The sequence below is a fragment of the SAR202 cluster bacterium genome, from assembly GCA_016872285.1.
In the GTDB taxonomy this organism is placed as follows: domain Bacteria; phylum Chloroflexota; class Dehalococcoidia; order Lucifugimonadales.
The window spans coordinates 1-25,113 of sequence record VGZZ01000001.1; the positions used below are offsets into that span (position 1 = coordinate 1).

General features: G+C 58.6%; 19 protein-coding genes and 2 pseudogenes. 12 read left to right on the forward strand and 9 right to left on the reverse strand.

Going from position 1 to position 25,113, the window contains the following annotated elements:
• The first annotated feature begins 328 nt into the window (after positions 1-328).
• The gene (locus tag FJ320_00005; protein ID MBM3924364.1) at positions 329-2,236 is read left to right on the forward strand and encodes a S9 family peptidase; all 1,908 of its coding nucleotides are present in this window, start codon (positions 329-331) and stop codon (positions 2,234-2,236) included.
• An 893-nt stretch (positions 2,237-3,129) separates the two neighbouring features.
• Here FJ320_00005 and FJ320_00010 read toward each other — a convergent pair.
• From FJ320_00010 to FJ320_00025, 4 genes are all read right to left on the reverse strand, one after another.
• On the reverse strand, positions 3,130-4,452 hold the full coding sequence (locus FJ320_00010; protein ID MBM3924365.1) for an insulinase family protein: 1,323 nt from the start codon (positions 4,450-4,452) through the stop codon (positions 3,130-3,132).
• Between the two features lie 67 nt (positions 4,453-4,519).
• On the reverse strand, positions 4,520-5,167 hold the full coding sequence (locus tag FJ320_00015) for an MBL fold metallo-hydrolase (GenBank protein MBM3924366.1): 648 nt from the start codon (positions 5,165-5,167) through the stop codon (positions 4,520-4,522).
• A gap of 403 nt (positions 5,168-5,570) precedes the next feature.
• On the reverse strand, positions 5,571-7,433 hold the full coding sequence (locus FJ320_00020; protein ID MBM3924367.1) for a PAS domain S-box protein: 1,863 nt from the start codon (positions 7,431-7,433) through the stop codon (positions 5,571-5,573).
• A gap of 221 nt (positions 7,434-7,654) precedes the next feature.
• Positions 7,655-9,796 carry a DUF4382 domain-containing protein gene (locus tag FJ320_00025; protein MBM3924368.1) on the reverse strand — a complete coding sequence of 714 codons (2,142 nt, stop codon included), beginning with the start codon at positions 9,794-9,796 and terminating at the stop codon, positions 7,655-7,657.
• Between the two features lie 373 nt (positions 9,797-10,169).
• Between FJ320_00025 and lysA the strand changes: the two genes are divergently transcribed.
• Positions 10,170-11,480 (forward strand): diaminopimelate decarboxylase, encoded by a 1,311-nt coding sequence (lysA, locus tag FJ320_00030; GenBank protein ID MBM3924369.1) that lies wholly within the window; start codon positions 10,170-10,172, stop codon positions 11,478-11,480.
• A gap of 266 nt (positions 11,481-11,746) precedes the next feature.
• Positions 11,747-12,817 carry a DNA polymerase III subunit delta' gene (gene holB / locus FJ320_00035; GenBank protein ID MBM3924370.1) on the forward strand — a complete coding sequence of 357 codons (1,071 nt, stop codon included), beginning with the start codon at positions 11,747-11,749 and terminating at the stop codon, positions 12,815-12,817.
• 266 nt (positions 12,818-13,083) lie between these two features.
• On the opposite strand, the gene FJ320_00040 is transcribed toward holB, so the two are convergent.
• The 3 genes from FJ320_00040 to FJ320_00050 are packed head-to-tail and all read right to left on the reverse strand — an operon-like array spanning position 13,084 to position 14,857.
• Complete coding sequence (locus tag FJ320_00040; GenBank protein MBM3924371.1) at positions 13,084-13,611, reverse strand: HNH endonuclease; 528 nt, start codon at positions 13,609-13,611, stop codon at positions 13,084-13,086.
• A gap of 33 nt (positions 13,612-13,644) precedes the next feature.
• Positions 13,645-14,154, reverse strand: coding sequence for a CvpA family protein (locus FJ320_00045; protein MBM3924372.1), 510 nt, complete (start codon positions 14,152-14,154; stop codon positions 13,645-13,647).
• A 55-nt stretch (positions 14,155-14,209) separates the two neighbouring features.
• Positions 14,210-14,857 (reverse strand): phosphatase PAP2 family protein, encoded by a 648-nt coding sequence (locus FJ320_00050; GenBank protein MBM3924373.1) that lies wholly within the window; start codon positions 14,855-14,857, stop codon positions 14,210-14,212.
• A 111-nt stretch (positions 14,858-14,968) separates the two neighbouring features.
• On the opposite strand from FJ320_00050, the gene FJ320_00055 reads away from it, so the two are divergent.
• From FJ320_00055 to FJ320_00085, 7 genes and pseudogenes are all read left to right on the forward strand, one after another.
• Positions 14,969-15,628, forward strand: coding sequence for a (d)CMP kinase (locus FJ320_00055; GenBank protein ID MBM3924374.1), 660 nt, complete (start codon positions 14,969-14,971; stop codon positions 15,626-15,628).
• Complete coding sequence (locus tag FJ320_00060) at positions 15,625-16,296, forward strand: 1-acyl-sn-glycerol-3-phosphate acyltransferase (GenBank protein MBM3924375.1); 672 nt, start codon at positions 15,625-15,627, stop codon at positions 16,294-16,296. The genes FJ320_00055 and FJ320_00060 overlap by 4 nt, the downstream gene beginning before the upstream one ends.
• A gap of 468 nt (positions 16,297-16,764) precedes the next feature.
• Positions 16,765-18,552, forward strand: a complete 1,788-nt coding sequence (locus tag FJ320_00065) for a DNA primase (protein ID MBM3924376.1) — start codon at positions 16,765-16,767, stop codon at positions 18,550-18,552.
• Positions 18,553-18,690: 138 nt separating this feature from the next.
• Positions 18,691-18,975: pseudogene (locus FJ320_00070) on the forward strand (hypothetical protein).
• A 426-nt stretch (positions 18,976-19,401) separates the two neighbouring features.
• Positions 19,402-20,142 (forward strand): annotated as a pseudogene (gene rpoD, locus FJ320_00075) (RNA polymerase sigma factor RpoD).
• 177 nt (positions 20,143-20,319) lie between these two features.
• A complete protein-coding gene (locus FJ320_00080; GenBank protein MBM3924377.1) occupies positions 20,320-20,601 on the forward strand; it encodes a hypothetical protein in 282 nt (93 codons plus the stop codon).
• The gene (locus FJ320_00085) at positions 20,561-20,812 is read left to right on the forward strand and encodes a MarR family transcriptional regulator (protein ID MBM3924378.1); all 252 of its coding nucleotides are present in this window, start codon (positions 20,561-20,563) and stop codon (positions 20,810-20,812) included. The genes FJ320_00080 and FJ320_00085 overlap by 41 nt, the downstream gene beginning before the upstream one ends.
• Positions 20,813-21,108: 296 nt before the next feature.
• Here FJ320_00085 and FJ320_00090 read toward each other — a convergent pair whose 3' ends face one another.
• Entirely contained in the window at positions 21,109-22,887 is a 1,779-nt protein-coding gene (locus FJ320_00090; protein ID MBM3924379.1) for a hypothetical protein, read from the reverse strand.
• Positions 22,888-22,909: 22 nt separating this feature from the next.
• Between FJ320_00090 and FJ320_00095 the strand changes: the two genes are divergently transcribed.
• Together FJ320_00095 and FJ320_00100 are read left to right on the forward strand one after the other, a co-directional pair.
• Entirely contained in the window at positions 22,910-23,122 is a 213-nt protein-coding gene (locus FJ320_00095) for a hypothetical protein (GenBank protein ID MBM3924380.1), read from the forward strand.
• Positions 23,123-23,583: 461 nt separating this feature from the next.
• The gene (locus FJ320_00100; GenBank protein ID MBM3924381.1) at positions 23,584-23,799 is read left to right on the forward strand and encodes a hypothetical protein; all 216 of its coding nucleotides are present in this window, start codon (positions 23,584-23,586) and stop codon (positions 23,797-23,799) included.
• Between the two features lie 81 nt (positions 23,800-23,880).
• Here the strand turns inward: FJ320_00100 and FJ320_00105 are convergent, their stop codons facing one another.
• On the reverse strand, positions 23,881-24,951 hold the full coding sequence (locus FJ320_00105; GenBank protein MBM3924382.1) for a class I SAM-dependent methyltransferase: 1,071 nt from the start codon (positions 24,949-24,951) through the stop codon (positions 23,881-23,883).
• Between the last annotated feature and the right edge of the window lie 162 nt (positions 24,952-25,113).

The following is a 25,113-nucleotide window of genomic DNA, read 5'->3' on the forward strand; positions in this document are numbered from 1 at the left end:
GCGTCGCAGAGCGCGACAAGATAGCCCAGGAGCTCGGAGACATCTGGGTGAAGAAAGCCTTCACCATCCCCACGTTCTGGGTCACCGCTGAAATCGCCTACAACCCCAGCGTCGTTGCCGATTACACCGTGAACATGCTGCACATGGGCCCGGTTCGCTACCACGAGTACACCAAGGCCGTGACAAAGTAACCCTTCTAAGAACGGCTTAGAAAGAGAAGCCCCCCGGAATCGGGGGGCTTCTCTTTTCCCTCCCGGCACGGCCCTACCCCGCCACCCTCCCCAATGCTAGAATACCGCCTGTCCATCCCACCATTAAGGAGCCTGTCATGCCCAGCTATTACAATCGAGGGGCCACGTACAAAGAGGAGCCGGTCCTCCCTGACGACCCCCTCATCGACCTCCTGGCCCAGACCAACGCCAAAGTCGAGCAGTTCGACCTCTCCGCCGACGGCAGGAAGCTGGCCTACGTCTCCGCCGAGTCCGGCGGCTACGACCTCTACACCTGCGACATCGACGGGGGGAACCGAAAACGCATCGTCACCATGTACCCCGAGGAATGCCTGGGCCCTTCCTGGTCCCCCGACGGCCAGTGGATCGCCTACTGCGCCCGTGACACCATGTTCAAAGTAAAGGCTGACGGCTCAGAACCCCCCATCAACCTTACCTATGGCCGAGGGCCGGGAACAGCCCACGCCTTTATGCGCTGGACCCCCGACGGCAAGCGGATTGTATTCATCACTCTGGGCTCTAATGGCTACATGCAGGTGGCATCAGTATCCACTGAGATACCCAGGGGCAGGATAAACATCAGGTACATCACCAATGAGGACTTCAACAGCACTGATGTCTTTGTCTCTCCCGACGGCAAGCATGTGGCCTTTATGTCGGACCGCTCAGGCTATGCCGACTTCAAAAGGATGGATATCTGGATAGCCCCCATCGATGGCGGGGAAGCCAGGAACATGACCCCCAATACCCTTGAGCATTACGACTACCGGCCCAGGTGGTCCCCCGACGGCAAGAAGCTGGTCTATACGACAGACAAGAGCAACTTCAGGAAGATATGGGTTGTAGATATAGCTACAGGCAAGGCCTCTTCCCTTACCGAAGGCCAGGGAGAGTATGACGAGTACAACCCCAGGTACTCCCCCGACGGGCAGTGGATAGCCTACGTGGCCAACATGGGCTGGAACTTCCACATTATGAAGATAAAGGCTGACGGGTCAGGCAAGCCGATCCAGCTAACTAAGCGGGACGGGGTGCATGGGGGCATAGACGCCTACCAGGCTAGAGGGTCTATCAGGTGGACGCCTGATTCCAAGAGCATCGTGTTCACCTACATGAACCACGAGGTATGCTCGGGCATATGGAGCATCAGCGCTGAGGGAGGAGAGCCCAGGCAGATTTCCAACCACATGCCCAGGGGACTCTCTGGGTTCCAGTTCATCAAGCCCGCTCTGATTAAGTACAAGAGCAGGGATGGGCTGGAGGTGCCCGCCTGGCTGTACCGGCCCAAGGATGCGGGGAACAAGAAGACTCCCCTGGTAGTCTATGCCAGGGCCAACACCAAAGGCATCCACGTCAACGGGTTCTACCCATACATCCAGTACTACCTGCACAAGGGCTACACCGTGGTCTGTCCTCTGGTAAGGGGCAGCGGGGGGCTGGGCAAGCGGTACGAGTTCCTGAACTTTGGTGACTGGGGCGGCGGTGACATCGATGACTTCGCCTACTCGGCCTACCACCTGGCGGAGCAGGGGCTTATCGACAAGGACAAGGTGGTCATGCAGGGCGGCTCCACCGGCGGGTACTTCGCCCTCACCACCACCTTCCGCTACCCCGACCTCCTCAAAGCCTCCGTCTGCTTCTACGGCCCGCCCGACCTAATCCACATGTGGAACTGCCGCAACGGCGCCGCCAAGCCCGTCCTCGGCGACGTCGTCGCCGGCGACCGCGGCAGCCCCGAAATGGCCCCCGACCACTGGCAAGGCCGCTCCCTCATCTACAACCTCGACAAGCTCAAGACCCCCCTCCTCCTCCTCTGGGGCGACCGCGACAGCGTCCGAATCTCCATGGTCGACGACCTGTTCAAAGCCTGCCAGGCCAAAGGCAAGTACGCCGAGTACATCCAGTACAACTGCGAGCCTCACGGCTGGTACCACTGGCGCCCCGAAAACGTCCGGGACTCCCTGCGCCGCATTCACGCCCACTTCAAAAAGTTCACCGGCGTCTAACCCCTCAACTCAAAATAGGGAAGGGGCGGGCCGTCATGACGGTCCGCCCCTTCCCCACTTATGTAATCTTTCTGTCTAGCCCTCTCTTCTCGCTGATCGCCCTGGATGGGATTCAATCCTCCCCGCCGATAGGCATAAGCGGAGTCCTGGTAAGAAACATGCGCGGCTAAGACCCACCCTTCCTCTGCTTCCCAACCTCCCTCCTGTTCTTCAACGGCATCTTTTTCAGTTCGTCCCCCTTGGTCCACGTCGACAGGTACTGCAGCAGTATCGCCGCCCCCAATACAGCCATGCCGATATAAAGGAATGCTTCCATATCTCTCCCTTTCTATATAGTGAGGTAACGCTCTGTCCCAAGTTTCAAGCGCCCTCGTATTTCTATAATCAAAACGTCCAAAATCCTCCACTGTCAGGCCCCTCAGCACCCAACTTATACCCACACCATCCCTCGAATTGCGCGGCGTTGGTCAGGCTCTCCAAGACAACAGACTCTCCTTTACCTGCTTCAACAGACCTTCATCAAGCCAAGACGGGTAGGCCGATCTATCGGCCTACCCGTCTTTAATTAACCCAACGAGCTGACCGGTGTGATCCTTTGTCGTATACACGAGTCGGAAAGGGTCGGGGGCCCCTCCCATCTGGTTCTCCCTCTTCTCCTATTGAAAAGAGCTCCGCTACCTTAGCGCATATATCGCGAAGTCCGATGGAATCGGACCGTCCTGAGTCCGCCTCTGGCGGATCGAAGGAGGGTGATGAGGTGACCCTATTATTCCTTCTTCTTCCAGCAGGCTGTACTCAGTCCCGATGCAGTCGGGAAAGGGGCCAGGGGATGGTATCCCGAATGAGGGCGAGGCCGGCCATTTCGGAATCAGGCCCCGGCAAAAACCAGACCCCTACAGCTTGAACACCTTCCTGAACCTCGCCTCAGACCTGAACGGCCCCACCACCGCCAGGTTCAACTGGTCCTCCCTCACAATATCCCGCGTCACCCTGTTGAGGTCCTCCAGCGTAACCATATCGATGGCCCTCGTCACATCCTCCACACTGTTCACATACCCCAGCAGCAGCTCCTGTGCTCCCTGCCACATCCCCACGCTGCGGCTGTCCTCCATCCTCAGCAAAAGCCGCCCCTTGGTCAACTCCTTCGCCTTCTCCACCTCCTCCTCGCTGAACCCCTGCGTCATCTTCCCCATCTCCCGCATAATAGCCTCCACCGACTCCGTGCTGCGAGAAGGCTCCGTGCCGCAATAAATAACAAAAGCGCCCGTGTCGTGGAACTGGCTTACCGAGCTATGCACGTCGTAAGCCAGGCCCAGCCGCTCCCTCACCTCCAGGAACAATCGGCTGCTCATTCCTTCGCCGAAAATCGTATTCATCAACATCAGTGCGTACCTGTCGGGGTGGTTCAGGGGCAAAGCGGGCAGCGCAATGCATATGTGCGCCTGCTCCGTCTTGCGGCTCTCCACCCTCATTCCCTTCTCCCCCTGCTCCCTGTGCGACCTGCTCCACTCCCACGGCTGGCCCGGCTTCCACTCCCTGGTCGCCTCCGACACCTGTTCCAGCACCTCGTCATGCGATATCGCCCCCGCCACCGACAGCACCACGTTATTGGGCACGTACTGGTTCCGCATCATATCCCACAGGTCGTCCCTTACAATCCCCGACACTGACTCCTTGGTGCCTCCCACGTCCCTTCCCATAGGCTGGCTCGGCCACATCATCTCATCGATGAGCAAGTCCACCCTGTGAGATGGGTAATCGTTGCTCATCCTGAGCTCCTCCAGGATAACCTGCCGCTCCTTCTCCATCTCCGTCTGCTCCAACAGCGGGTGCAGCACCATGTCCGTCACCACTGACAGCGCCTTGGATGCGTGAGGCTTGGCCACCTTGCACCAGTAGGTGGTCATCTCCCGCTCCGTGCTGGCGTTCATTATCCCGCCCGTCCCCTCAATCGCCTCGCTGATAATCTTGGCCGTCGGCCACTCCCGCGTCCCCTTGAACAGGAGGTGTTCCAGAAAATGCGTCGAGCCGGCTGTACGGTCCGACTCGTACCTTGAACCCGCCCCCACAAAGTACCCCACCGTCACCGCGTGGGTATGCGGCATCGACGTTGTAATGACTCTGAGGCCGTTGTCCAGCCTAGTGTTCCTGTATTCCACCGACTTTGGTTCCGTTCGAGATGCCTCCATCGTCTTCGCCGGCTTCACTTTTGCCATACTTGTTTTTCTTGCGCTGCCTTTCTATATGTGGCCGGCGCCTAAGCGTCGGCTTATTAATGTCTCCCTAACTCTTAGCCCACGACACGTGCCCGTGCACGTCCGACGGATGGCTCCTCGACGCGAACGCCGCGTATTCTTTTTTTGACTTCCCTATCGTGGTGTCGTCCCCATGTCCTGGATACACGTGCGTGTCCTCAGGCAGCGCCAGCAGCCTCGACGTGATGCTCTTCACTACCTGCTGAAAAGCCTCCGGCGACCTGGTGTAACCTGGCCCTCCTGGAAACAGCGTGTCGCCGGAAAATAAGTGCTTGCCCGTTAGAAAGCACACCCCGCCAGGTGTGTGGCCGGGCGTGTGAATCGCCCGTAAGCTTATCTTGCCGACGCTGATTGTCTGTCCATCCTCTAAATTGAACCCGGGCTTGTTCGGCAACAGGTTATGCGCGTCGCCTGAATGTATCCCGCCCGGCTTCCCGGCCCGCTCCGTCATCTCCTTGAAGCTGGCGATGTGGTCCCCGTGGCCGTGGGTGATAAGGATCGCCTTCACCTTCGACAGGTCCTTCACCTGCGACAGCAGCTTCTCCGGCTCCGCCGGCGCGTCGATGATTACGCACTCGCCCGTCTCCGCGCACGTTAAAATATAGCCGTTATTGTTCACCGGTCCCATATGCGGAATCTTCTGAATCAGTACCTTATCATGGTTGCGTGAGTCCATTGCGCCACCTCAGACCCTCATCCCACAATCTTAGCACGTGCTGATATTTGAAGGGTCAAGGACTCCGCCAACCCTCCCGCTGGATCCCCCGTCCCAACCTCATCTCTGGACAAAAGCCCGGGGAACTGGTGCATCTTTAAAATCCTTCCTTCCGGCAGACGTGGATTCACATGAAAGGAAGTCTCACGCTTTCTTTTTCTTCTTTTAGGACTTGTTTATGAGAAGCTAGGAGCTATCTAAGCAGGCGGGGATGGGGGTTTCTTATGGTTCTCCCCCTTCGGCCTGGAAGGCGAAGGGGGAGCTAGAGGGGGTTGTGGTGCATTATTTTCTTTCCCTCTTCTCAGAAAGGAGAAGAGGGATAAAGGGTGATGAGGTCGCCCCGATTAGAACTAAGGCTGGCCTTCTAGCCAAGGCCCACAGGCAATAAATCCTTAGCCCCCAGCATCTCCAACTGCCCGCTCACCACCGGCAGTTCCACTATAAAATGCGCTCCTTTTTCCCTTCCCAACTGCACAAAAATCCTGCCCCCATGCTCAACGATTATGTTCATCGAAATCGTCAGGCCCAGCCCCACACTTCTCTCCGACCCCTTGGTGGTAAAAAACGGCTCGAATATCCTCTTTTCCATCCCCTTCGGTATCCCCGCCCCATTGTCCTTTATCTCCACCCGCACCCACTCCTTAAACACGCCCGTCTTAACCCACAGCTTCCGCCCCGACTTGCGGCTAATCAAGGCGTCTTCCGCGTTATCGATTAGGTTGGTCAGCGCCAGTTGTATCTGCAACGGGTCCGCTGTGACAAAGGGCAGTTCCTTGCATAACTCCTGCGCCGCCTTAATGCTTTTCCTCTCAAAAGCGCCCTTCCTTAAGTTCAACAATATAGACACCATCTGATTGATATCCACAGGTATCCGCTTCCCCCCTTGGGATCCGGTCAGCCGCAGCAAGCTGTGGACAATGTTCGCCGCTCTTTCGGCGTTAGAAGAAATCTCCTGAAGCCATCTTTCAGCATTGGGGTCCGACTTATCCCTCTTAATCAGTTCGGTAAACCCCAGAATCACCGCCAGCGGATTGTTTATTTCGTGGGCAATTCCCACCGCCATCCGCCCCAGGGCCGATAGCGTCCCCGTCCGCATTAAATGCTCCATCGCCATGCGTTCCGATGTCACGTCGTGCAAGCTGACAATCGCATACCTGTTGGCGCCCAAAGCCTCTTCCAGGTCCGCGCTAGCCTCAAACGTGGTCACATTCGCCATCAGTGTCTTGGCCCCGGCCTTGGTCTCTATTGATACCTCAATATTCGCCAGCCGCCTATTGTTCTTTAGCGACGAATTGATAAATCTAATCAACGCCGGCGCTTTTACCACGTCCTCCAGCGGAACACCCTTCGTCTGCTTCGCCTCTATGTCTAGCATCGAATGGAAAGCGCGGTTTGCCAGCTCTATGACTCCCCCGCTATTGATAACCACCAACCCGCACGGCGCGTTGGCTAGCATCCGCCTCGCCAACTCCACCTGAAACCTGAGTTGGGCCTCCGTCCGCTTCTTCTCTGTCACGTCCCTCGCAATTTCCGACGCGCCCATCACCTCTCCCGAAACCCCAATCACAGGCGACACCGAAAGCGACACCCTCAGCAGCGCGCCGTCCTTTTTGAACCGTAGCGTCTCGTGGTGCGCTACCCTCCCTCCAGACCGGATTATGGACAGCATCTGCGCCGCCTCCGCCATCCGTCCAGGCGGAACAATGATGGAGGCGTTCTTCCCCACCACTTCTTCTTTGCTGTAACCGAACAGCCTCTCCGCCGCCCCATTCCAGCTAGTAATCTCCCCGTCCAGTGTCTCGCTTACAATCGCATCCTCTGATGACTCCACGATAGCCGCCAGCAGCGCCTGCCGCGACTCGGCTGGCTTTCTTGCGCTGACATCCCTGAAATTTGCCGCCACCCACCCAACCATAGAATCATCCAGCATATTCACCGCCGCTACCTCAATCCATCGCCACGTGCCGGCCTTATGCCTCAATCTGAACTCACCCGTGGCCGTGCCGCCGGGGCTCGCTATCAACTTGGCAAAGTTCGCCCTCATCCCTTCGCCATCCTCAGGATGCGCCAGCCCCATAAAATGTTGCCCCGCGAGATCCTCTGCGGCATAGCCCAATATCCTCGTCGTCGCCGGGCTGGCGTAGGCAATAGTCCCTTCTCGATTTATAAGGACTATCGCATCAAAGCTGCGCTCCAGCAGGGCCTGATAAAGCTGACTGTTGACCATCCTAGCCCTCCAAGCCCCTGCGAGCCTGTGGCCTCACCCCAAACGGCTCGCCATCCCGATTCTAGCCCTTAGCAACCCCCCCCGCCCTCGTACTTTGGTGTAGTAGTTATCAACCATGACTAGCTGTGACCATCAGAACAATCATTCAAGGCCCGTCATCTGAGGAAATATGAAAGGCCCTCTGATGCATCAGAGGGCCTTTCATACGGTTTGCGCTTTGGCTAGTCCTTAATGTCTATGCTGCTCGTCACGTTAGTTTGAGCGTTGTATTGGACTGTTGCCTGTGACCCAATCTTGGCGGCGGCTATAAGCGCTGTTGAGGCGGCCCCATTGACCGTAATCTTAGTATCCGAAGTCAGCTTTAGCGCCATCTCTGACCCATTCTGGGCCGCGATCGTAATTGCGCCCGTCAGGGCGTTGAGCATCTTAATTGTTCCCGTAGCGGTGGTCTGAATAGTAGCCCCGGCTTCAGCATTAACACGGGTCGACACCTTCGTGCTTGCTTCATATTCCACCACTACCTGCGAGCCTATGCTGGCGGCAAGACCCGCCGCCGTAGAAGCCGCCGCGCCAACAGTTATCTTTGTATCCGAGACTAGCTTCACGACTATGTCGCCGCTGGATTGCGTGGCTACGGTCATAGTGCCCTCAGCGGTGTTCACCACCTTCAAGGTACCGTTCACTATAACGGTTGCCCGTGCCTGGACATGTACCACTGTGGCAGCGTTAGTCTGGGCATCGTATTCTGCCGTAATCGCGGACCCTATCTTGCCGGACAAGTTTGCAAGAGTAGAAATCGACCCGTCGGTCACGACGCTGCTGGACGAGCCGACTTTTAGCTCTACGTCGCTGCCGGCGTCTGTGGTGATAATCAAAGTGCCCCTATCCGCGTTAACCACTTTAATCTTTCCGGTAACCATAGTGGACTGCTCAACCTTGCTTTTGGCGTTGAGAGAGCCCACTACGCTGCTCTGCTGGCTGTAGTCCAGGGCAACTTCTGAACCAACCATGGATTTTAAGGTGGCCGCCGTCGCCATGGTCCCATTAATCATGACCTTGCTGTCTAAGGCCATCTTTAGCACAACGTCGCCGCTCGGGCTGGTAATGGTTACAGTCCCCGCCGACGCGTCAACCGCCTTGATAGTGCCATTAACGTTTACCATCGCCTCCGATTGACCCAATACCTCCATAGCCGTGCCGGACGAGGCGTTATATTCTGTTGTGACGCGAGCGCCAACCTTGCTAGCCAGATCCAGCAGACTGGATGAGACGCCCCCCAGCGTAAGCTTGCTGTCCGATGCCACCTTGAGCACCACTTCGGCCCCGCTGTCCGACACCACTGTGACCGTACCAGCCGCCGAGTTTACCGACTTGATAGTGCCACTTATTTCCAGTGTCGCGCCGACTTCCGCCTTGGTTTTAGCGTCCGCCTCCGCTGCTACCTCCTTGGCGGCCTTAGTCTCGGCGTTATACTCCGCAATAATCTCTGCGCCCACCTTTCCGTTAAGTTGGGACGCTGTGCTGGACGACCCTTTCACGGTAATGGCACTGTCGCTGAATAGATGTAGGGTTAAATCTGTTCCGCTCTTGGTAACAATCGTGACTGTGCCGTTGGCGGTATCTACACTCTTTATCGTTCCTGTAACCAGCGCTTGACCCCGATTCTGGGATACCTTCCCCGACGCTGCAAGACTAAGAACCGCGTCAGGGGAAATCCTCAATCCAGAGTCCACCAAGCCTTCAGTGTTCATGCCAACGGTTATATCCGTGGTAACCTGCCCTCCGTTGAAGATAACCTCTTTATTGGTTTTTACCATGGCGGTAGCCTGCGCCCGAGTCTCCATTTTGATAACCGGCGCCAGAACGTACCGGCCCTCTCCAGTTAGATGGAGCGACTGGTCTGCCAAGAAGTCGAAGTTGGCTGTAGCCACCGCGTTCGTTGCCACATCAAAGTTCCCATGGATCAGGATCTTGTTGCTGGGCAGCTTGGCTTCGTGTTCACCTTTGCCGTCCACAACCACTACCTTGGAAACGTTTAGCTCTATCTGATCATAGTTCCCCACTTCTACTTTCGCCTCAGCAAGAAGTTGGGCAGTCCCCTTGGAGCGCAGCTCTAATAAGTTGAAACTCTGAGCTTGGCTGGAGACTGTTTTCCATGCGCCGCCCTCAGCGTGAATCTTTAACGAATCGATAGTGACCGTCACCTCTGTCACCTCACCCATGTCCGCAGCAGCATCAGACACCGCAAAAACTGCCTTGCCAAAATTTTCACCTGAAGACCCGCCCTCACCACCACACCCAGAAAGTACTAGCAGCGTCAGACTGAGAACTAGTAGCAGTGGTATTAGAATCTTGGTCTTCATTTATTGGTCCTCCAGTAAGTTTTGTGCGCTGGCACGAGTTGACGGAGTTCGCTTTACACTCTGGACGAGTAACAAGCTGCTCACAAACCTGCCTGTACTTATCTACTGCTTAATGCTCACCATCGATTGTCCTTTACCTCCTCTGTCGATCTGCATCCCCGGGAATTGCGCTTTTGACTTCGGTTTCTGTATCTCATCAGTAAAACGCCTCAAAAATACCAGCGTCAGGCGGATAAAGACTCTTATGACAAGCTGACAACGTAACTGTTACTATAAAAACAACTGTTCTTTCAACTACACGTCTTCCTTCTATCCTTGACACCCCCAACACCTCCCCCTAAGCTAAAACCTCAACATCAACAAGGAGCGTCCCATGTTCCCCAGCCAGGTCTTCCCGGAAACCGCCAAAATCAACGCCAAAGGCCACCTCGTCATCGGCGGCTGTGATGTCACCGACCTGGCTGCCCAGCACGGCACCCCCCTCTACGTCTTCGACGAGGCCACCCTCCGCAACCGCTGCCGCGCCTTCGTCTCCGAGTTCCGCAAGCGATATCACAACACCCTCGTCTGCTATGCCAGCAAGGCCTACATCAACCCCGCCCTGGCTAAACTCTTCGTCGAAGAAGGTCTCGGCCTCGACGTCGTCTCCGGAGGCGAGGTAGCCGTCGCCAAGGCTGCTGGCGCCGACCCCGAAAAAGTTTTCTTCCACGGCAACAACAAGACCCGCGACGAGCTCCAGTACTCCATCGAATGGGGCATAGGCCGCATCGTCGTCGACAGCTTCTATGAGCTTTCCCTTCTCGACGAGCTAGCCGCTCGCGCCCACAAAGTCCAGCGCATCCTCCTCCGCGTCTCCCCTGGCATCGACCCCCACACCCACGCCAAGACCACCACCGGCATCCTGGACAGTAAGTTCGGCTTCTCCATCGCCACCGGCGACGCCACCAAAGCCGTCCGACAGGCCCTCAACTCCAAGAACCTCAAGCTCATGGGCCTCCACTTCCACCTCGGCTCTCCCATCTTCGAACTCGAACCCTACGAAGTCGCCATGGGCGTCGTCCTCGAGTACGCCTCCGGCCTGCGAGAGGAAGGCCTCGACCTCAAGGAGATCAGCCCGGGCGGCGGCTTTGCCATCGCTTACCTCCGCAGCAAGATTCCGCCTCCCATCGCCGACTACGCCAAAGCCATCACCTCCTCTCTCTCCGACGGCCTCAAGCGCTTCGGCTTCGAGCCTCCCCAGCTCATCATCGAACCTGGCCGCTCCATCGTCGGCCCCGCCGGCGTCGCCGTTTATCGAGTCGGCGCAGTCAAGACCATCCCCGGCGTCCGCAAGTACGTCTCCGTCGATGGCGGTATGGGCGACAACATCCGACCCGCCCTCTACGAGGCCCAGTACGAGGCCGTCCTCGCCAATCGCGTCAACGACCCCCCGACCGAAAAGGTCACCGTCGCCGGCAAGTACTGCGAGTCCGGCGATATCCTCCTCAAGGACTACCCCCTCCCCAAAATCGACACCAGCGGCGACCTCATCGCCATCCCCGCCTCCGGCGCCTACTGCCCCTCCATGGCCAGCAACTACAACCTCAACCCCAAGCCTCCCATAGTCCTGGTCAAAGATGGCAAGGCCCGCCTCATCCGCCGCCGTGAGACCTACGAAGACCAAATGCTCCTAGACCGCGTGTAGGGTAGGGCAATTACGTCATTTCGAGCGAAGCCCAGAAACCTCAACGTGCCACTTGATACTGCGTCTCTTGTCGAATATCGCGTTAACGTTAATGTCATCCTGAGCCCAGGCGAAGGATCTAATCGCCGTGCCTGACGACACGTGCCTTCCGCCAACTACGATTCCACCTGATTCTTTCCCATCTGGTTCTCTCTCTTCTCCCGTAGTCGGGAGAAGAGAGAGAAAGGGTGATGAGGGCCTCCCGCTTATGACATGGCCAGCTTATTATGTGGCGCCACGTCCTCTCCCGCACGTCCCCATGGGAGCCTAACCCCATGTGGACCACCCTCGCCCAGCCCCACGCCCTCCGCCAGCTTCAGGCCGAGCTCGCCGCCGGCCACCTCTCCCACGCCTATCTCCTCGTCGGCCCGCCCCACGTCGGCAAAATGTCCCTCGCCTTGGACATCGCCCGCGCCGTCAACTGCGCCGCCCCCGTCCCTGAACGCCCCTGCGGCGGGTGCCGCCAGTGCAAACGCATCACCGCCGGCCATCACGCCGACGTCCTCGTTATCACCCTCCAGCACGTCGCTGTACAGCGGCGCGAAATCAGCATCGACGAAGTCCGCACCGTCGAGCGTCAGGCCGCCCTAAAACCCTTCGAGGGCGCCTCCCGCGTCTTCATCTTCGACAGCGCCGACCACATGAGCGAGGAGGCCGCCAACGCCCTCCTCAAGACCCTGGAGGAGCCGCCGCCCCAGAGCCTCCTCATCCTCCTGGCCATCCAGCCTGACCTCCTCCTCCCCACCATACTCTCTCGATGCCGCCGCATAGACCTTCGCCCCATGCCCCAGGACGCCCTAGCCCGCTACCTCATGGAATCTCACCAGGTCCCGGACTCCCAGGCCCAGCTCCTGGCCCGCTTGTCCAAAGGCTGCGTCGGATGGGCGCTCAAAGCCCTCAAAGAACCCACCGTCCTGGAACACCGGCAGACCGAAATGGAGCGCGCCGTCAGCCTTATGGACGGCAGCCTGGAGCAGCGATTCTCCGCCGCCTCTGACGTCTCTACTATCTACTATCGAGACCGCGCCGCCGCCATGAACAGCATCCACACCTGGCTTCAGTGGTGGCGAGACCTCCTCCTGGTCAAAGAAAGCGCGGAGGCTGTCGTCTATAACCTGGACTACCTCGAAACCCTAAAAGAAAAAGCGGCGCGCTACTCCGCCGCCGAAATCTCCGCCTTCCTCGCCGCCATCCTCGATGCCCTTAAAGCCATCGAAGCCAACGTCCAGCCCCGCCTAGCTCTTGAAGCCCTCATGCTCCGCATGCCCGCCTCCCACACCCCCAAAACCCCCGCCTAGTTCACCTTACTCAATTCTGTCTCGAGGGAAGCTAAGGTAGCTTCGCCGTCTCTAGTGGGGGACTTGTGGTATCTCTCCTTCAGGTCCTCCCTCTTCTCCTTGGCAAGGAGAGGAGGGAGATAGAGGGTGATGAGGTCGCTTATTAATAATTTCCCTCTCTTCCAGCAGGAAGAGAGGGACAAAGGGTGAGATGGTATCCCGATTATGAACGAGACTTTTTTTCAAGCCTATCAGGCTCAGGCCAAAGCCCCCCAAAACCCCAACCTCTAGTCCGCGCTCCCCTGCTCCTCCGCCACTTCCCACGGTATAAACTTCCGCCACGACTCCAGTATAGGCCGACCATGCAGCACGTAATACGGGCTCGGATACGGCGCGCGAGGTCGTTGAAGCAGCTTCATCCCCGCCTCCTGCGGCGTGCGGCCAGCCTTCACGTGGTTGCACGGAATACACGCCGCCACTATATTCTCCCAGCTCTGCCCGCCCCCCTGCCGGCGTGGTATCACGTGGTCCAGCGTCAAGTTCCTGCTCCGCTTCCCGCAGTACTGGCAGGTGTGCTTGTCCCGCAGCAGCACTTCTTTCTTCGACAGCTTTCGTTTCGAGAAGGGTCGCCTAACCAGATACGCCAGCCGGATGACTGAAGGCAGCTCAAAAATGTCCTTCTCGCTCTGCACCACTCCACGCCCATTCTCCAGCAGCTCTGCCTTGCCCTTAATAATCAGCAGCAGAGCCCTTCTCGCGTTGCACAGGTTGATAGGCTGGTAGTCCAGATTCAGCACCAGCACCTGCGAACTCAGCACCTGTTTTAGTCCGCTGCTATCGAAGGCTTCTTACCCTCCCAAGTTGTTCGCGCTCTCTGACAAGTCCTCTGGCAATATTTTAATCCCTTCTAGCGTTACGTCAAACTTGTCGACCAAAAAAGACCCCAGGGTCGACTCGTTTATCGTGTCCTCCATCCCCAGCACCGCGTTCTGCTGCACTACCGAAAGCAACGCCGCCATCCCCGCCAGCGTCAGCAGAACTCCCACCACCATGCCGCCCAGGCTGTCCAGCGGTCCCAGAAGAAAGAACTTCACAATCTGCTTCAACATCACTCCTGCCACAAAAGCCGCCGCCAGCACCAGCAGGAAGACCAGTATAAAGCCTAGTATCCGCGCCGCCTCTTCATTATCCGTCATCCCGTTGAATATCGGGGCGGCGGCGTCAAACAATCGGCTCGCCAGCACAATCGCCACCACCGTCCCCACCAGCGACATCGCCGTCCGAATCAACCCCACCGACCACCCCGTGAACGCTGCCACACCCGCCAGCACCAGTATCACAAGGTCTAACCAGTTCAATTACGACCTCCTGGGGCAATGCTCGCCATTCTAGCACAGCCCGTGCCTGCGCTATCTACGCGCTCCTTTGCTTTTTATTCCTATTTAGATATGTATTCGTCAAATAAATGATCGACGCCAAAAGCACTCCCCCCGCTAGGTAGCCGCCAGCCACATCGCTAGGCCAGTGCACCCCCAGGTACACCCTGGACGTCCCAATACCCAGAATTATCAGTCCCAGCGTACCAATCACCACACCCTTTACCCACCTCTTCCAATCCGTCTGCGATACAAGAAACGCGGCAAATCCGAAAAACGTGACCGCGAACACCGCATGGCCGCTGGGAAACGCCAGAGAACTAGGCGCGGGCTGGAACAACGCAAACTCCGGCCGCGGCCTCCCCACCATTTCCTTCATCAGCGCATTTATCCCAGGCGCGATTCCTATCATTAAGCACGCCAGCGTCTCCCATCCTCGTTTAGCCATCAACAGCCCCACGCCCAGCGCCGCCGTCAGCGCCGTCCCCACGCCCACGTGCCCTAGCCAGGACAGTCCGCGCATGACATCATCCAGCGCCCCGCTTCGCAGCGACTGGAATCCCCGCAGCGCTTCCTCGTCCCCAGGAAATTTCCCAAAGGACGCCGCCAGCCACGACAAGACCGCCATGGCCGCCACGGCTCCTATGAAAGCTGCGTTAGTCCTCGTTGACCTCAGTTTGGACATCTATCTATATTACCAGTGATTAGGATGAACCCACGTGCCATTGTATAATCCCCTCTGCTTAAGAAGACGTGTGCTTAATTACCTGCGAACGTTGTGCCTAAACCTCACCTCATCGTCCCCACCCTCATAGCCATCGACGGCCCTGTTGCCACCGGCAAAAGCGTCGTGGGCCGCCTCATCTCCCAACGCCTGGGCTGCCGATTCCTCGACACCGGCGCCATGTATCGCGCCCTCACCTGGCTCGCCCTCCAGCGCGGCGTCGACACCCACGACCAGCCCGCCCTCACCGACCTAGCTCATCAGTACCCCGTCTCCGTGGACGACGAAGGACAGGTTATTATCGACAACCGTCAAGTTCCCCTCCAGGATGCCCGCACCCAAATCGACCAGCACGTCTCCCTGGTCGCGCAGGTCCCCGGCGTCCGCGAAGCCCTGGTGGCCCAGCAGCGTGACATCGCCGCCCGGGGCCGCATCGTCATGGTGGGACGGGACATCGGCACCGTCGTCGCGCCGGACGCCCCCCTCAAAATATACCTCCAGGCCTCCCCACAGGAACGCGCCCGCCGGCGATGGCGCGAGCTTCAGCAGCAAGGCATCGCCATCGAACAGGATCTCGTCCTTGAACAGCTCATCCGCCGCGACAAACTGGACAGCGAGCGCGCCCACTCCCCCCTCCGCCCCGCCGCCGACGCCCATATCATCAACACTGACAATCTCACCGTTGAGCAAGTCGTGGATGCTATTATTAGGCTCACAAGGGGGGACCGGTGAACCTCTGGTACAACGCCTGGATGCTCTACGGTAAGCTCACCTTCAACACCCTTGCTCAGTGGAAAGTGGAAGGCCGGGAGAACATCCCGCCCAAAGGCCCCCTGCTGGTCGTTTCCAACCACCTCAGCAACGGCGACTCTCCCGTCGTCATGGTCGCCTTTAACCGGCCCCTCCACGCCCTGGCCAAAGACGACCTCTTCAAGCACCGACTCTTCGGCGCCTACCTGTGTTCTATGGGCGCCCACTCCGTCAACCCTGACGGCACCGACAAGGCTGCCATCCGATGGGCCCTGCGCCTCCTTGCCCAGGACCGGGCCATCCTTATGTTCCCTGAGGGCACCCGCAGCCAGAAGCCCGGCATGAGGCCCGCCTACGTCGGCGTCGCCTACCTCGCCCTTAAGTCCCAGGCCCCTATCGTCCCCGTCGCCCTCACCGGCACTGAAGGCATCGGCCCCATTTGGCGTCTCACTATTCCCCTCTGCCCCATCCACGTACGCATCGGTCAGCCCTTCACCCTCCCCATCATTGAGGGTAAGCTGGGGAAACCCATCCTCCAGCAAATGACAGACCTCATCATGTCCCGAGTCGCCGCCCTCCTCCCCCCCGATTATCGCGGCCACTACGCCTTCCCCAACTCCACACCCCAACAGTCAAGCCCGAATATCTAATATCAAGGACTCCACTCGTAATACCCACAATCCTTTCCTTCATGGTGATTATAGATATATGAACCGTGTTCGGTAATAAACAGACCGCTAATGTCATTCTGAGACGCAGTCGAAGAATCTAATCGCCGTGACTGTTGCCTCGCTTCTTTCATCACTACCAACGAAAGCTTTGTCATTCCGAGCGCAGTCGAGGAATCTGTTATGACTGAAACTTAGCTGGGCATATCACTGACACGCCACGCATATCTCCTTGCCTACCCGCGTTATCAACACCCCAGAACTGGCATGAGCCTCCCTTTTAGAAGAAGGCTGGCTCATCCAATTGTCACACACCTTGCTTAGCCTAATTGAGCAGTCGAAATAGTCCTGCCTGTAGCTTTGCAAATCTGTACCTTTCGCCTGTTGCATGTATAATCGAAGGGGGTATTCCGCCCAAAATTAACCCAAGAGAACACTTGAGCTAATTACATCTTGGCAATCCTTGATGAAATAAAAGCCCGCCTGGACATCGTCGACCTGGTGTCCCAGTACGTGCCATTGCAAAAGTCCGGCGCCAGCTATAAGGCCCTCTGCCCCTTCCACAACGAGAGGACCCCATCCTTCCACGTCTTTCCCAACCGCCAGACCTGGCGCTGCTTCGGCGCCTGCGCCGCCGGCGGAGACGCTTTCACCTTCGTCATGCGAAAGGAGAACCTGGACTTCCCCCAGACCCTCAAGCTCCTCGCCGACCGCGTCGGCGTCGTCCTCCCTACCCGCAAAGCCGCCTCCCATGACGATGCCCTGGTTAAAATTAACGAGGCCGCAGCCAGGTATTTCTCCCAGCATCTCAAATCCCCCGCGGGCGCCAAGGCCCTCGACTACCTCAAAGGCCGCGGCCTCACCTCCAAGACCATCGACGCCTTTCAGCTAGGCCTTAGCCCCAGCGACGGCCAGGCCCTCAAACGTCATCTCGTCTCCCTGGGCTACAAAGAGGAGCAGCTAGTCCTGGCCGGTCTCATGGCCCAGGCCACCGACGGCGGACACCAAGACCTCTTCCGCCGCCGCCTCATCTTCCCCATCTGGAACGCTGACGGCCAGCTCGCTGGCTTCGGCGGCCGCTCCATGGACGACTCGCCCCCCAAATATCTCAACTCCCGCCAGGGCCCCCTCTTCGACAAGGGCCGCATCCTCTTCGCCTATCACCTCGCCCTGCCCTCCATCCGGGAGAAGGGCCAGGCCGTAGTAGTTGAAGGTTATATGGACGCCATCGTCGCCCACCAGGAAGGCTTTGCCAACGTCATCGCCTCCATGGGCACCTCCCTGACAGAACATCAGGCTGTCACGCTGAAAAGCGTCACCAAAGAAGTCGTCCTGGCCCTGGACCCGGACGCCGCCGGCCAGGAGGCTACCCTTAGAGGCCTAGAATCCGCCTGGCAAGCCTTGCAGGGTCGTCCTGTAGCTCAATCTCGTGGCGTCACCCTCTACGAGCGGCCAAAAGGCCCCACCCTTAAGGTCGCGCCGCTTCCAGAAGGTGTGGATCCAGACGAAATTATTTTGAAGAGTAAGAATGAGTGGGACGGCATTACCAACGGTGCCCTAACTCTATGGGACTTCCTGAAGTCCTATGTCCCCAAAAGGTTTGATATTTCTGCCCCTGAGGGGAAAGACCGCACAGCTAGAATGATGATGAACATAGTCCATTGGACAACCAATGGCTTTGACCAGGACCGCTACCTGAACGAGCTGGCTGCCCTCCTTGGCGTCAGCCCCTCTATGCTAACCTCCCACTATGGCCAGCCCAAAGCTGCCCCGACGCGAAGGAACACTCCCAAGCCTGCCTCCAACGGCGCCGTCGCCCCCTTCGAAAAGCTAAACCAGGACCCCCTGGAGGAATACTCCCTCGCCCTCCTCCTTCAGGTGGCCCAGCTAGAGTCCGCTGCCTCCAGCCTCCGGTCCGAGCATTTCACCCGCCCCGAGAACCGGGAGGTCTTCTCCCACTGGCTCAAAGGCGCACCGCCGGAGCTTTTGGACCAGGACATCACCGCCCACTATTCCCATCTCTCCAGCAAGACCCTGCCTCCTTCCAACTCCAAGGAAAAAGAGGCGGCCTTCCAGCACTGCGCGCGGCGACTGGAGGAGCGCCGCCTTCGACGCCTTAAGGAAGAGGAAGCGCTCCGTCTGGCGGATATGGACCCCGGTGATATCTCTCAGCACCAGGATGAAATCCTTCGTGTGAATCAGGACATAGAAGCACTCTTTAAGACTAGGAGTGGATAGATAATGGCAACCCCCAGAAAATCTAGAAGCAAACAGAAAAGTGAAGAACAGTTCCTCGATACCTTAGGTGAAGAAGAGCAGCGAGGCGTCGGCATTGAGCAGCCCGCTCCCATCGCCATCCCTGAACCCACCGACGACATGGAGCACGAGGACGGCCGCTACATGGGCCGCCTCCCCGTCGAGGCCGAAGCCCCCGCCGCCGACTGGGAAGACCCCAAAGCCGAGGAGTTTCCCGCCGCCGCCGGACCTCGCGATGAAGAGCTCGCCGAGCAGGAAGAGGAGCCGGAGTGGGAACCCAGCCTTGAAGGCACCGAGGTCCTGGACGACCCCGTCCGCATGTACCTCCGTGAGATTGGCCGCGTTCAGCTCCTCACCTCCAAGGATGAGCGCGTCCTCGCCCGCAGAATGGAAGGCGGCAAACAGCTCACCACCCTCAAGGCGGAGTTGGAGGCTCGCACTGGCCGTCCTCCCCGCGCCTGGGAGATGACCCACCAGCTCCTCCAGCGTGTGGTGGACGCCGGCCCCCTCATCGCCTCCCTCGCCAAGCACCTCGGCCTTCCCAAAAATCTTAACCTCCGCCAGATCACCGGCAATCAGAAGCTCCGCGACGCCATTGACGTCATCCTCGATCCGGAGCTTATGGCCAAAGTAGCCCACGACCTCAAAAAGCCCCAGGCCGATGTCGATAAGGCCGTCATCAACCTCTCCCTGGATAGCTGGGTCCTGCCTCCCGAGGCCGTCGAGATTTTAGAGGACAGCACCATAAGCAAAATCCTCACCAATCTGGACTCCGGCGAGCTTCAAGACACCCTCCCCAGGCTGGAACCCCTCTTCAGGGCCAGCTTCCTCCGCGTCCAGGCCGAGGCCGACCGCGCCGAGGCCCACCTCACTGAGGCCAACCTCCGCCTGGTGGTCAGCGTCGCCAAAAAATACATCGGCCGCGGCATGTCTCTTCTCGACCTCATCCAGGAAGGCAACATCGGCCTCATCCGCGCCGTGGAGAAGTTTGACTACCGCAAGGGCTACAAGTTCTCCACCTACGCCACCTGGTGGATTCGACAGGCCATCACACGCGCCATCGCGGACCAGGCCCGCACTATCCGCATCCCCGTCCACATGGTGGAGACCATCAACAAGCTCATGCGCCACCACCGACGCCTCCTCCAGGACTACGGGCGCGAGCCTAGCCCGGACGAGATCGGCAAAGTCATGGAGCTTACCTCCGACCGTGTTGAGGAAATCCTGAAAATCTCCCAGGAGCCTGTCTCCCTCCAGACCCCCATCGGCGAGGAGGAGGACTCCCACCTCGGCGACTTCATCGAAGACCAGAGTGCCCCCGCCCCCTCTGAGGCCGCCTCCTTCCAGCTCCTCAAAGAACAGATCGACGATGTCCTCCACACCCTCACCGACCGCGAGCGCCGCGTCCTTCAGCTTCGCTTCGGCCTGGAAGACGGCCGCAGCCGCACCCTGGAGGAAGTGGGCCGCGAATTTGGCGTCACCCGCGAGCGCATCCGCCAAATCGAAGCCAAAGCCCTCCGCAAACTCCGCCACCCCACCCGCTCCCGCAAACTCAAAGACTTCCTGGACTAGCTTCTCCTCCCTTATCTGGTTCTCCCCCTTCGGCCTTCAGGCCGAAGGGGGAGAAGGTCGCCGCGCTTAAGTAGACGCCACGCAGTACAGAACCACTGTATGCTCACCGCATCCCAGGCCATCCCCTAGTCTCTTTGGACTATTGCCTGCCTTTCACCCATTATGTAAATTTCACCCATGGTGAACATTTCAACCCACATCCACAATCCCCTGCCACGACAGGGCGACGCCCGAAAGCTCATCCACCTCCTCGAAAGCCTCTCTGAGCGCGTCGGCCCCTACATCCTCGAGTCCGGCGCCCCCGTGGAGTTGACCCTCCAGCAAATCCGCGCCCTCGCCCTCCTCAAACGCGGCCCCCGCAATATCAGCCACCTCGCCGAGCAGCTAGGCATGACCCCCCTCCGCCGCCACCAGCTTCCTGGACCGCCTCGAAGACAAGGGCCTCGTGCAGCGCTTTGACGACCCCGACGACCGCCGCGTCGTCAAGTGCGGCCTCACCCCCCTGGGCCGCGAAGAGTCCCAGTCCCTAAATCAAATCGACCGGCAGCGTATAGGCTACCTCGTCAACCTCCTGAGCAACAGCGAGTTGGAGGCCATCTCCCACGCCCTCGACGTCCTCCTCTCCGCCTTCGACCGCGAGACCGCCTCCCTCGTTGACCCCCGCCCTTAAGCCACCCGTCTCAGCCGCTGGTTACATACATGACAACCAAGTGTGTGTAATTGTCATAGGAGTTACGCACTTGAATCTCGTTTCATATTCGGTTCAAGCGTCGCCACACCCACGATTCGTAGCCAACTGCGTAAGTCCTATGTCATTCTGAGACGCAGTCGAAGAATCTAATCGCCGTGAAGGCTGCCACGCTCCACTCTCGCTTCTACCCTGGCACCAAAATGTAGGGGCGAGGTCCCCTCGCCCGTCCCTTCCTCCCTCCCCTTTCCACACCCCTCCCTCTCCCCCTCCCGCCCCTAACTCCCCTTCCCCATCTCCACCGTGTACCGCGCCGCCTGGCTGCTGTGCCGGCTCATGCTCCCCACCACCAGCACCGCCTCCTCCAGCCCGGCCACATCCTTTATCTCAACGCTCCCATCATTCCCCTTATCCAACTCCACCCGCTTCGCTGACTTCACCCCGCCCCTAGTCTCCACCAGCCACACCGCATACCCCTGCTCAAACCTGTTGTCCGTAAGATAAAACCCCTCCGGCGTCCATCCCCCTGCGCTCGACGTATCGTCCAACAGCTTGATCTCCGGTATCGAAACATTGTCTACGCAGAACCCGGCTCCTCCCGTGGCGTCGTCAGTAACGTAATTAAGCCGCAGCAGCGCCTTCTTCCCCGCGTACGCCGACAGATCTATACTGTCCACAGCCCAGCTCTGGCTGGCCCCTGAATACCCGGGCCCAAACCCGTTCCCCACCGGGTTCTGCTCCACCGCCAGCCTCCCCTTCAAAATATCCCAGGTCACCCCGCCGTCCGTGGACACCAGCACATACCCGTAGTCCCAGTCCTGCTCAATGTCATACCACAGCCTCAGTTCCAGCGTGGCCCGCTGCGCCGCCGTCAGGTCTATCTCCCGAGTCAGCGTCGTGCTTATCGAATCCCCTCGATTGCTCCACCAGCACTTCCCTCCGTCCAGCGGCTCCACCGGCATCAACTGCGACGACGCCTCGCCGTTAAATCTGACCACCGACGGCTCTTTCACGTTCAGCTTTATGTACCGCGCCGAGTATTGCGGCTGCGCCAGTGTCGCCTTCTCGCCCGACGACAGATTATTGGTCGGCGTCGCCGCTATCTTCAGGTTGTCGTAGCCCAGAGGTCCGGCCTTGCTCTCGCCCATATAGTTGGCCGCCACCCATCGAGAGAACAGCCCGTCGAAGTCCTCCTTCGACCCTATCTTCTTAAGGTATTCCTCCACAGCGTATATGCCAGCCTCCTCCACCTCCCCCAGCATAGTCAGGTCGTTGTCCCTGGCATGCTGCCCCCGCAAAAACTCCGAGAATAGAAAGGCCGCGCCGTAGTTGGCCGAGCTGTTGGTGATGCTCAGCGGCCAGTGCACCAGCGACACCGGCTGCGACCCCAAAAACGCCCCCACCGTGAACGGCACCCGCCCGTACAGCAGCTCCGCCACCTGGGAAAGCCCCTCGTTCAGCCACGTCTCCTGCCCGCCGTTGATGTTCCATTGCGACGCGTGCTGCAACTCGTGGGCTAGCGTCGCCATGTACTCCGGCGACCCCACTCCCAGCGCCGTCACGCTGATGTATATCATCTTCTTTTCGTTGCTCAGCAGATGCACCGACTTGGGGTACTCGTCCGACGAGCTGTAATACCCTCCCACACCCCTAAGCTTCGCATGGAGAATCACCACTCTATGCCCCGGCGCCGCGTTCTCAGGCCACAGTGGCCCAAAGGTCTTCGTCACCATCGGATAGACCTTCTCCTCAAATTCCTTCGCCGACTGCTCCAGCCTGGCCCGGTCCACCGTCACCCCTTCCTGGAAATACCAGTAGGCGTGTTCCGACACAAGCTCTAGCTTCGCCTTGATAACCTCAGACTTCACATCCACCTGGACCATAATCGTGAAGGTCTCGTTGTGCCCCGACTCTAACCGGAGCGGCGGCTGCGTGTAATCAAACCCCTGTATCGGCCTCGCCGTCTTCAACGACAGCGCCCTGGCCAGCTCATACAGGTCCCGCTTTGTGGGCCGCGGCACACCTGCTAGTGGTGGCGCCGGCGTTGGTGTGGGCATCGCCGTAGGCGTTGGAGTAGGCGTGGCCGTGACCGTGGGCGCAGGCGTAGTGGCGGTAGTCGCCGTTGCCGCGGGCGTTCTGTTAGGTGTCGCTGATGGTAGGGGCGTGGCCGTCGATGTTGCCATCGGCGCCAATGTCGGCGTCTCGCTTGGCGTCGCCATGCTCCCTCGATTGCACCCCGCCACCAAAAGCGTCAGCCCTCCAACCAGTAACACGGCCAGGACCACGGCATAAAACGCTCGCGGCTTTCTCAACCCGTCCATCCTACGTCTTATTATCACAGCCTGAATTTGCTCTCTTGTCTCTTCGATTCAGTGTCAACACCATTTATTGCGAAGCCTAGCATACAATCTATAAGTTAATGTGGATTCCCCCGGGCGAGCATCCTTGATTCAACTATTCAGCCCTTTGATTCTATTTGCTTAGGGGTCTTACAAACAAAGTTCGATGCTGTGTCGCTTCCCAGTAACCTTCAGGTCCTCTCCTCCCTTGAGGGGGAGAGTTAGAAAGGGGGGTCAGGGTCTCGGTAGGGCGGGAGTACTGCTCATCACCTCTAAACAACTATTGAGCCTCCTCTATTTAAATACGTCCCACTTCTCTCCTTTGTTTCCTGCGCAGAGGCCCTTGTATCCCACCAAATATAGGCTAAACTATATCCAGCCTGACCTATACATTAAGAGTAACCCACCGAGCATATGGACAATAACACATCAGCAAACACTCCCAAAACCCTCACCCGGCGCCGTGTCCTCGGCATCACCCTCCTGGGCGCCGCTGGCCTCGCCGTCATGGGCACCGCCCTCAAGGGTCTCCCGGGGTTCCTGAAGCGCAATCCTGCCCCTGCCGACGGCCCCACCAAAGACCTCCCACAAGACTCCATCTTCCAGCCTCGGCAAAACAAAAAATCCTAATAGCTCATCACCTGACCATCGTGAAAAGACCTCCAGGATTTTGGAGGTCTTTTTAATTCCTATCGCTCTTGCTCGCTTGGTCTATCGCTTCCACGCCACGTAGTAGTAATGCTCAATATCCCCTTCGACGGTTTCGACGCTGATGTCCTTAAACCCCGCCTCGGCCATTAGCTCCTCCGCCTTCTGCTTGCCCCAGCACGTTCCCAATCCCTCCCCGCCATAAGCCAGCGATACCGTCATGCAGTGGAAAGTGCTGAAGGTGTACAGAAGAGGAGCTATTACGCCATCTGCGTTCTCTTCCAACAGGCTGGACGCGCCCTCGTCCATCATCAGGAAGGTCTCGCCGGGACGTAGAGCATCGTAAATCCCCTTAAGCACAACCCGCGGCCTCGCCTGGTCATGGATAGCATCGAATGCTGTCACTAGGTCGAAAGCCTCTTTCTGCCCCAGCTTCGCCACGTCCTTAGCCTCGAACCGCGCGTTACGAAGACCCCATGCTTTCGCCTCGTCAGAGCCTCGCTTTATCCCCTCTTCCGAGAAGTCGTACCCCACAATCCGGCTCTTGGGAAACGCCTTGGCCAGCACGTTTATCGCGTGGCCCGCCCCTGTCCCAACATCCGCCGCATCTATCCCCTTTTCAAGCCGCTCCCTCAGTCCAGGAACCAGCGGTATCATCTTCTTCACCAGCAGGTGGTCGTAAAGCGGCGCGCTGGTCTCCGCCATCACCTCGGAGAATCGAGGATAAGAAGAGTAGGGCACTCCCCCGCCCTTGCGAAAACACTCCACCAGCTCATCTTCCACTGTCCCAATCAGTGGAATCAACTGCGCGAAGAGGGCCAGGTTGTCCGGCCCCGCCTCCTTGGTGAGAAACGCCCCATGCTCCGGCGGCAGGCTGTACTTCTTGGTTGACGCGTCATACTCTACCACCTTCCCCACCACCAGCCCTCCAAGGCACTCCCGCACATACCGCTCATTAAGGCCCGCCGCCTTCGCAATCTCCCTACTCGTCGATGGCTTAATCTTAGCCATGGTCTCGAAGATCCCGGTGCGATAGGCCACACTGGTCAGAAATGTGAGGCCAGCCCCGTTCAGATTTCCTATCATCCTCCCCGCGAACGCCTCTGCCTTTGACTGGTCAATCTGCGTAGTCATCGCACCCTCCCGCTATTACATCTTTTTAGCGAGAAAACTCCCCTTAGCGATTATATTCGCCTTCTGACTCAAGCAAGACTAGGAATCCTCTACGGGCGCAGTAGCGCCCCCTTACCTACTAGGGCCTACTTGGCTTGTGCGCCCTGAAGTTTATCCCCAGCG

Coding starts and splice junctions, on each gene's coding strand:
- FJ320_00005 (MBM3924364.1), top strand. CDS start 329: ATGCCCAGCTATTACAATCGAGGGGCCACGTACAAAGAGGAGCCGGTC.
- FJ320_00010 (MBM3924365.1), bottom strand. CDS start 4,452: ATGGCAAAAGTGAAGCCGGCGAAGACGATGGAGGCATCTCGAACGGAA.
- FJ320_00015 (MBM3924366.1), bottom strand. CDS start 5,167: ATGGACTCACGCAACCATGATAAGGTACTGATTCAGAAGATTCCGCAT.
- FJ320_00020 (MBM3924367.1), bottom strand. CDS start 7,433: ATGGTCAACAGTCAGCTTTATCAGGCCCTGCTGGAGCGCAGCTTTGAT.
- FJ320_00025 (MBM3924368.1), bottom strand. CDS start 9,796: ATGAAGACCAAGATTCTAATACCACTGCTACTAGTTCTCAGTCTGACG.
- lysA (MBM3924369.1), top strand. CDS start 10,170: ATGTTCCCCAGCCAGGTCTTCCCGGAAACCGCCAAAATCAACGCCAAA.
- holB (MBM3924370.1), top strand. CDS start 11,747: ATGTGGCGCCACGTCCTCTCCCGCACGTCCCCATGGGAGCCTAACCCC.
- FJ320_00050 (MBM3924373.1), bottom strand. CDS start 14,857: ATGTCCAAACTGAGGTCAACGAGGACTAACGCAGCTTTCATAGGAGCC.
- FJ320_00080 (MBM3924377.1), top strand. CDS start 20,320: ATGGTGAACATTTCAACCCACATCCACAATCCCCTGCCACGACAGGGC.
- FJ320_00090 (MBM3924379.1), bottom strand. CDS start 22,887: ATGCCCACACCAACGCCGGCGCCACCACTAGCAGGTGTGCCGCGGCCC.
- FJ320_00100 (MBM3924381.1), top strand. CDS start 23,584: ATGGACAATAACACATCAGCAAACACTCCCAAAACCCTCACCCGGCGC.
- FJ320_00105 (MBM3924382.1), bottom strand. CDS start 24,951: ATGACTACGCAGATTGACCAGTCAAAGGCAGAGGCGTTCGCGGGGAGG.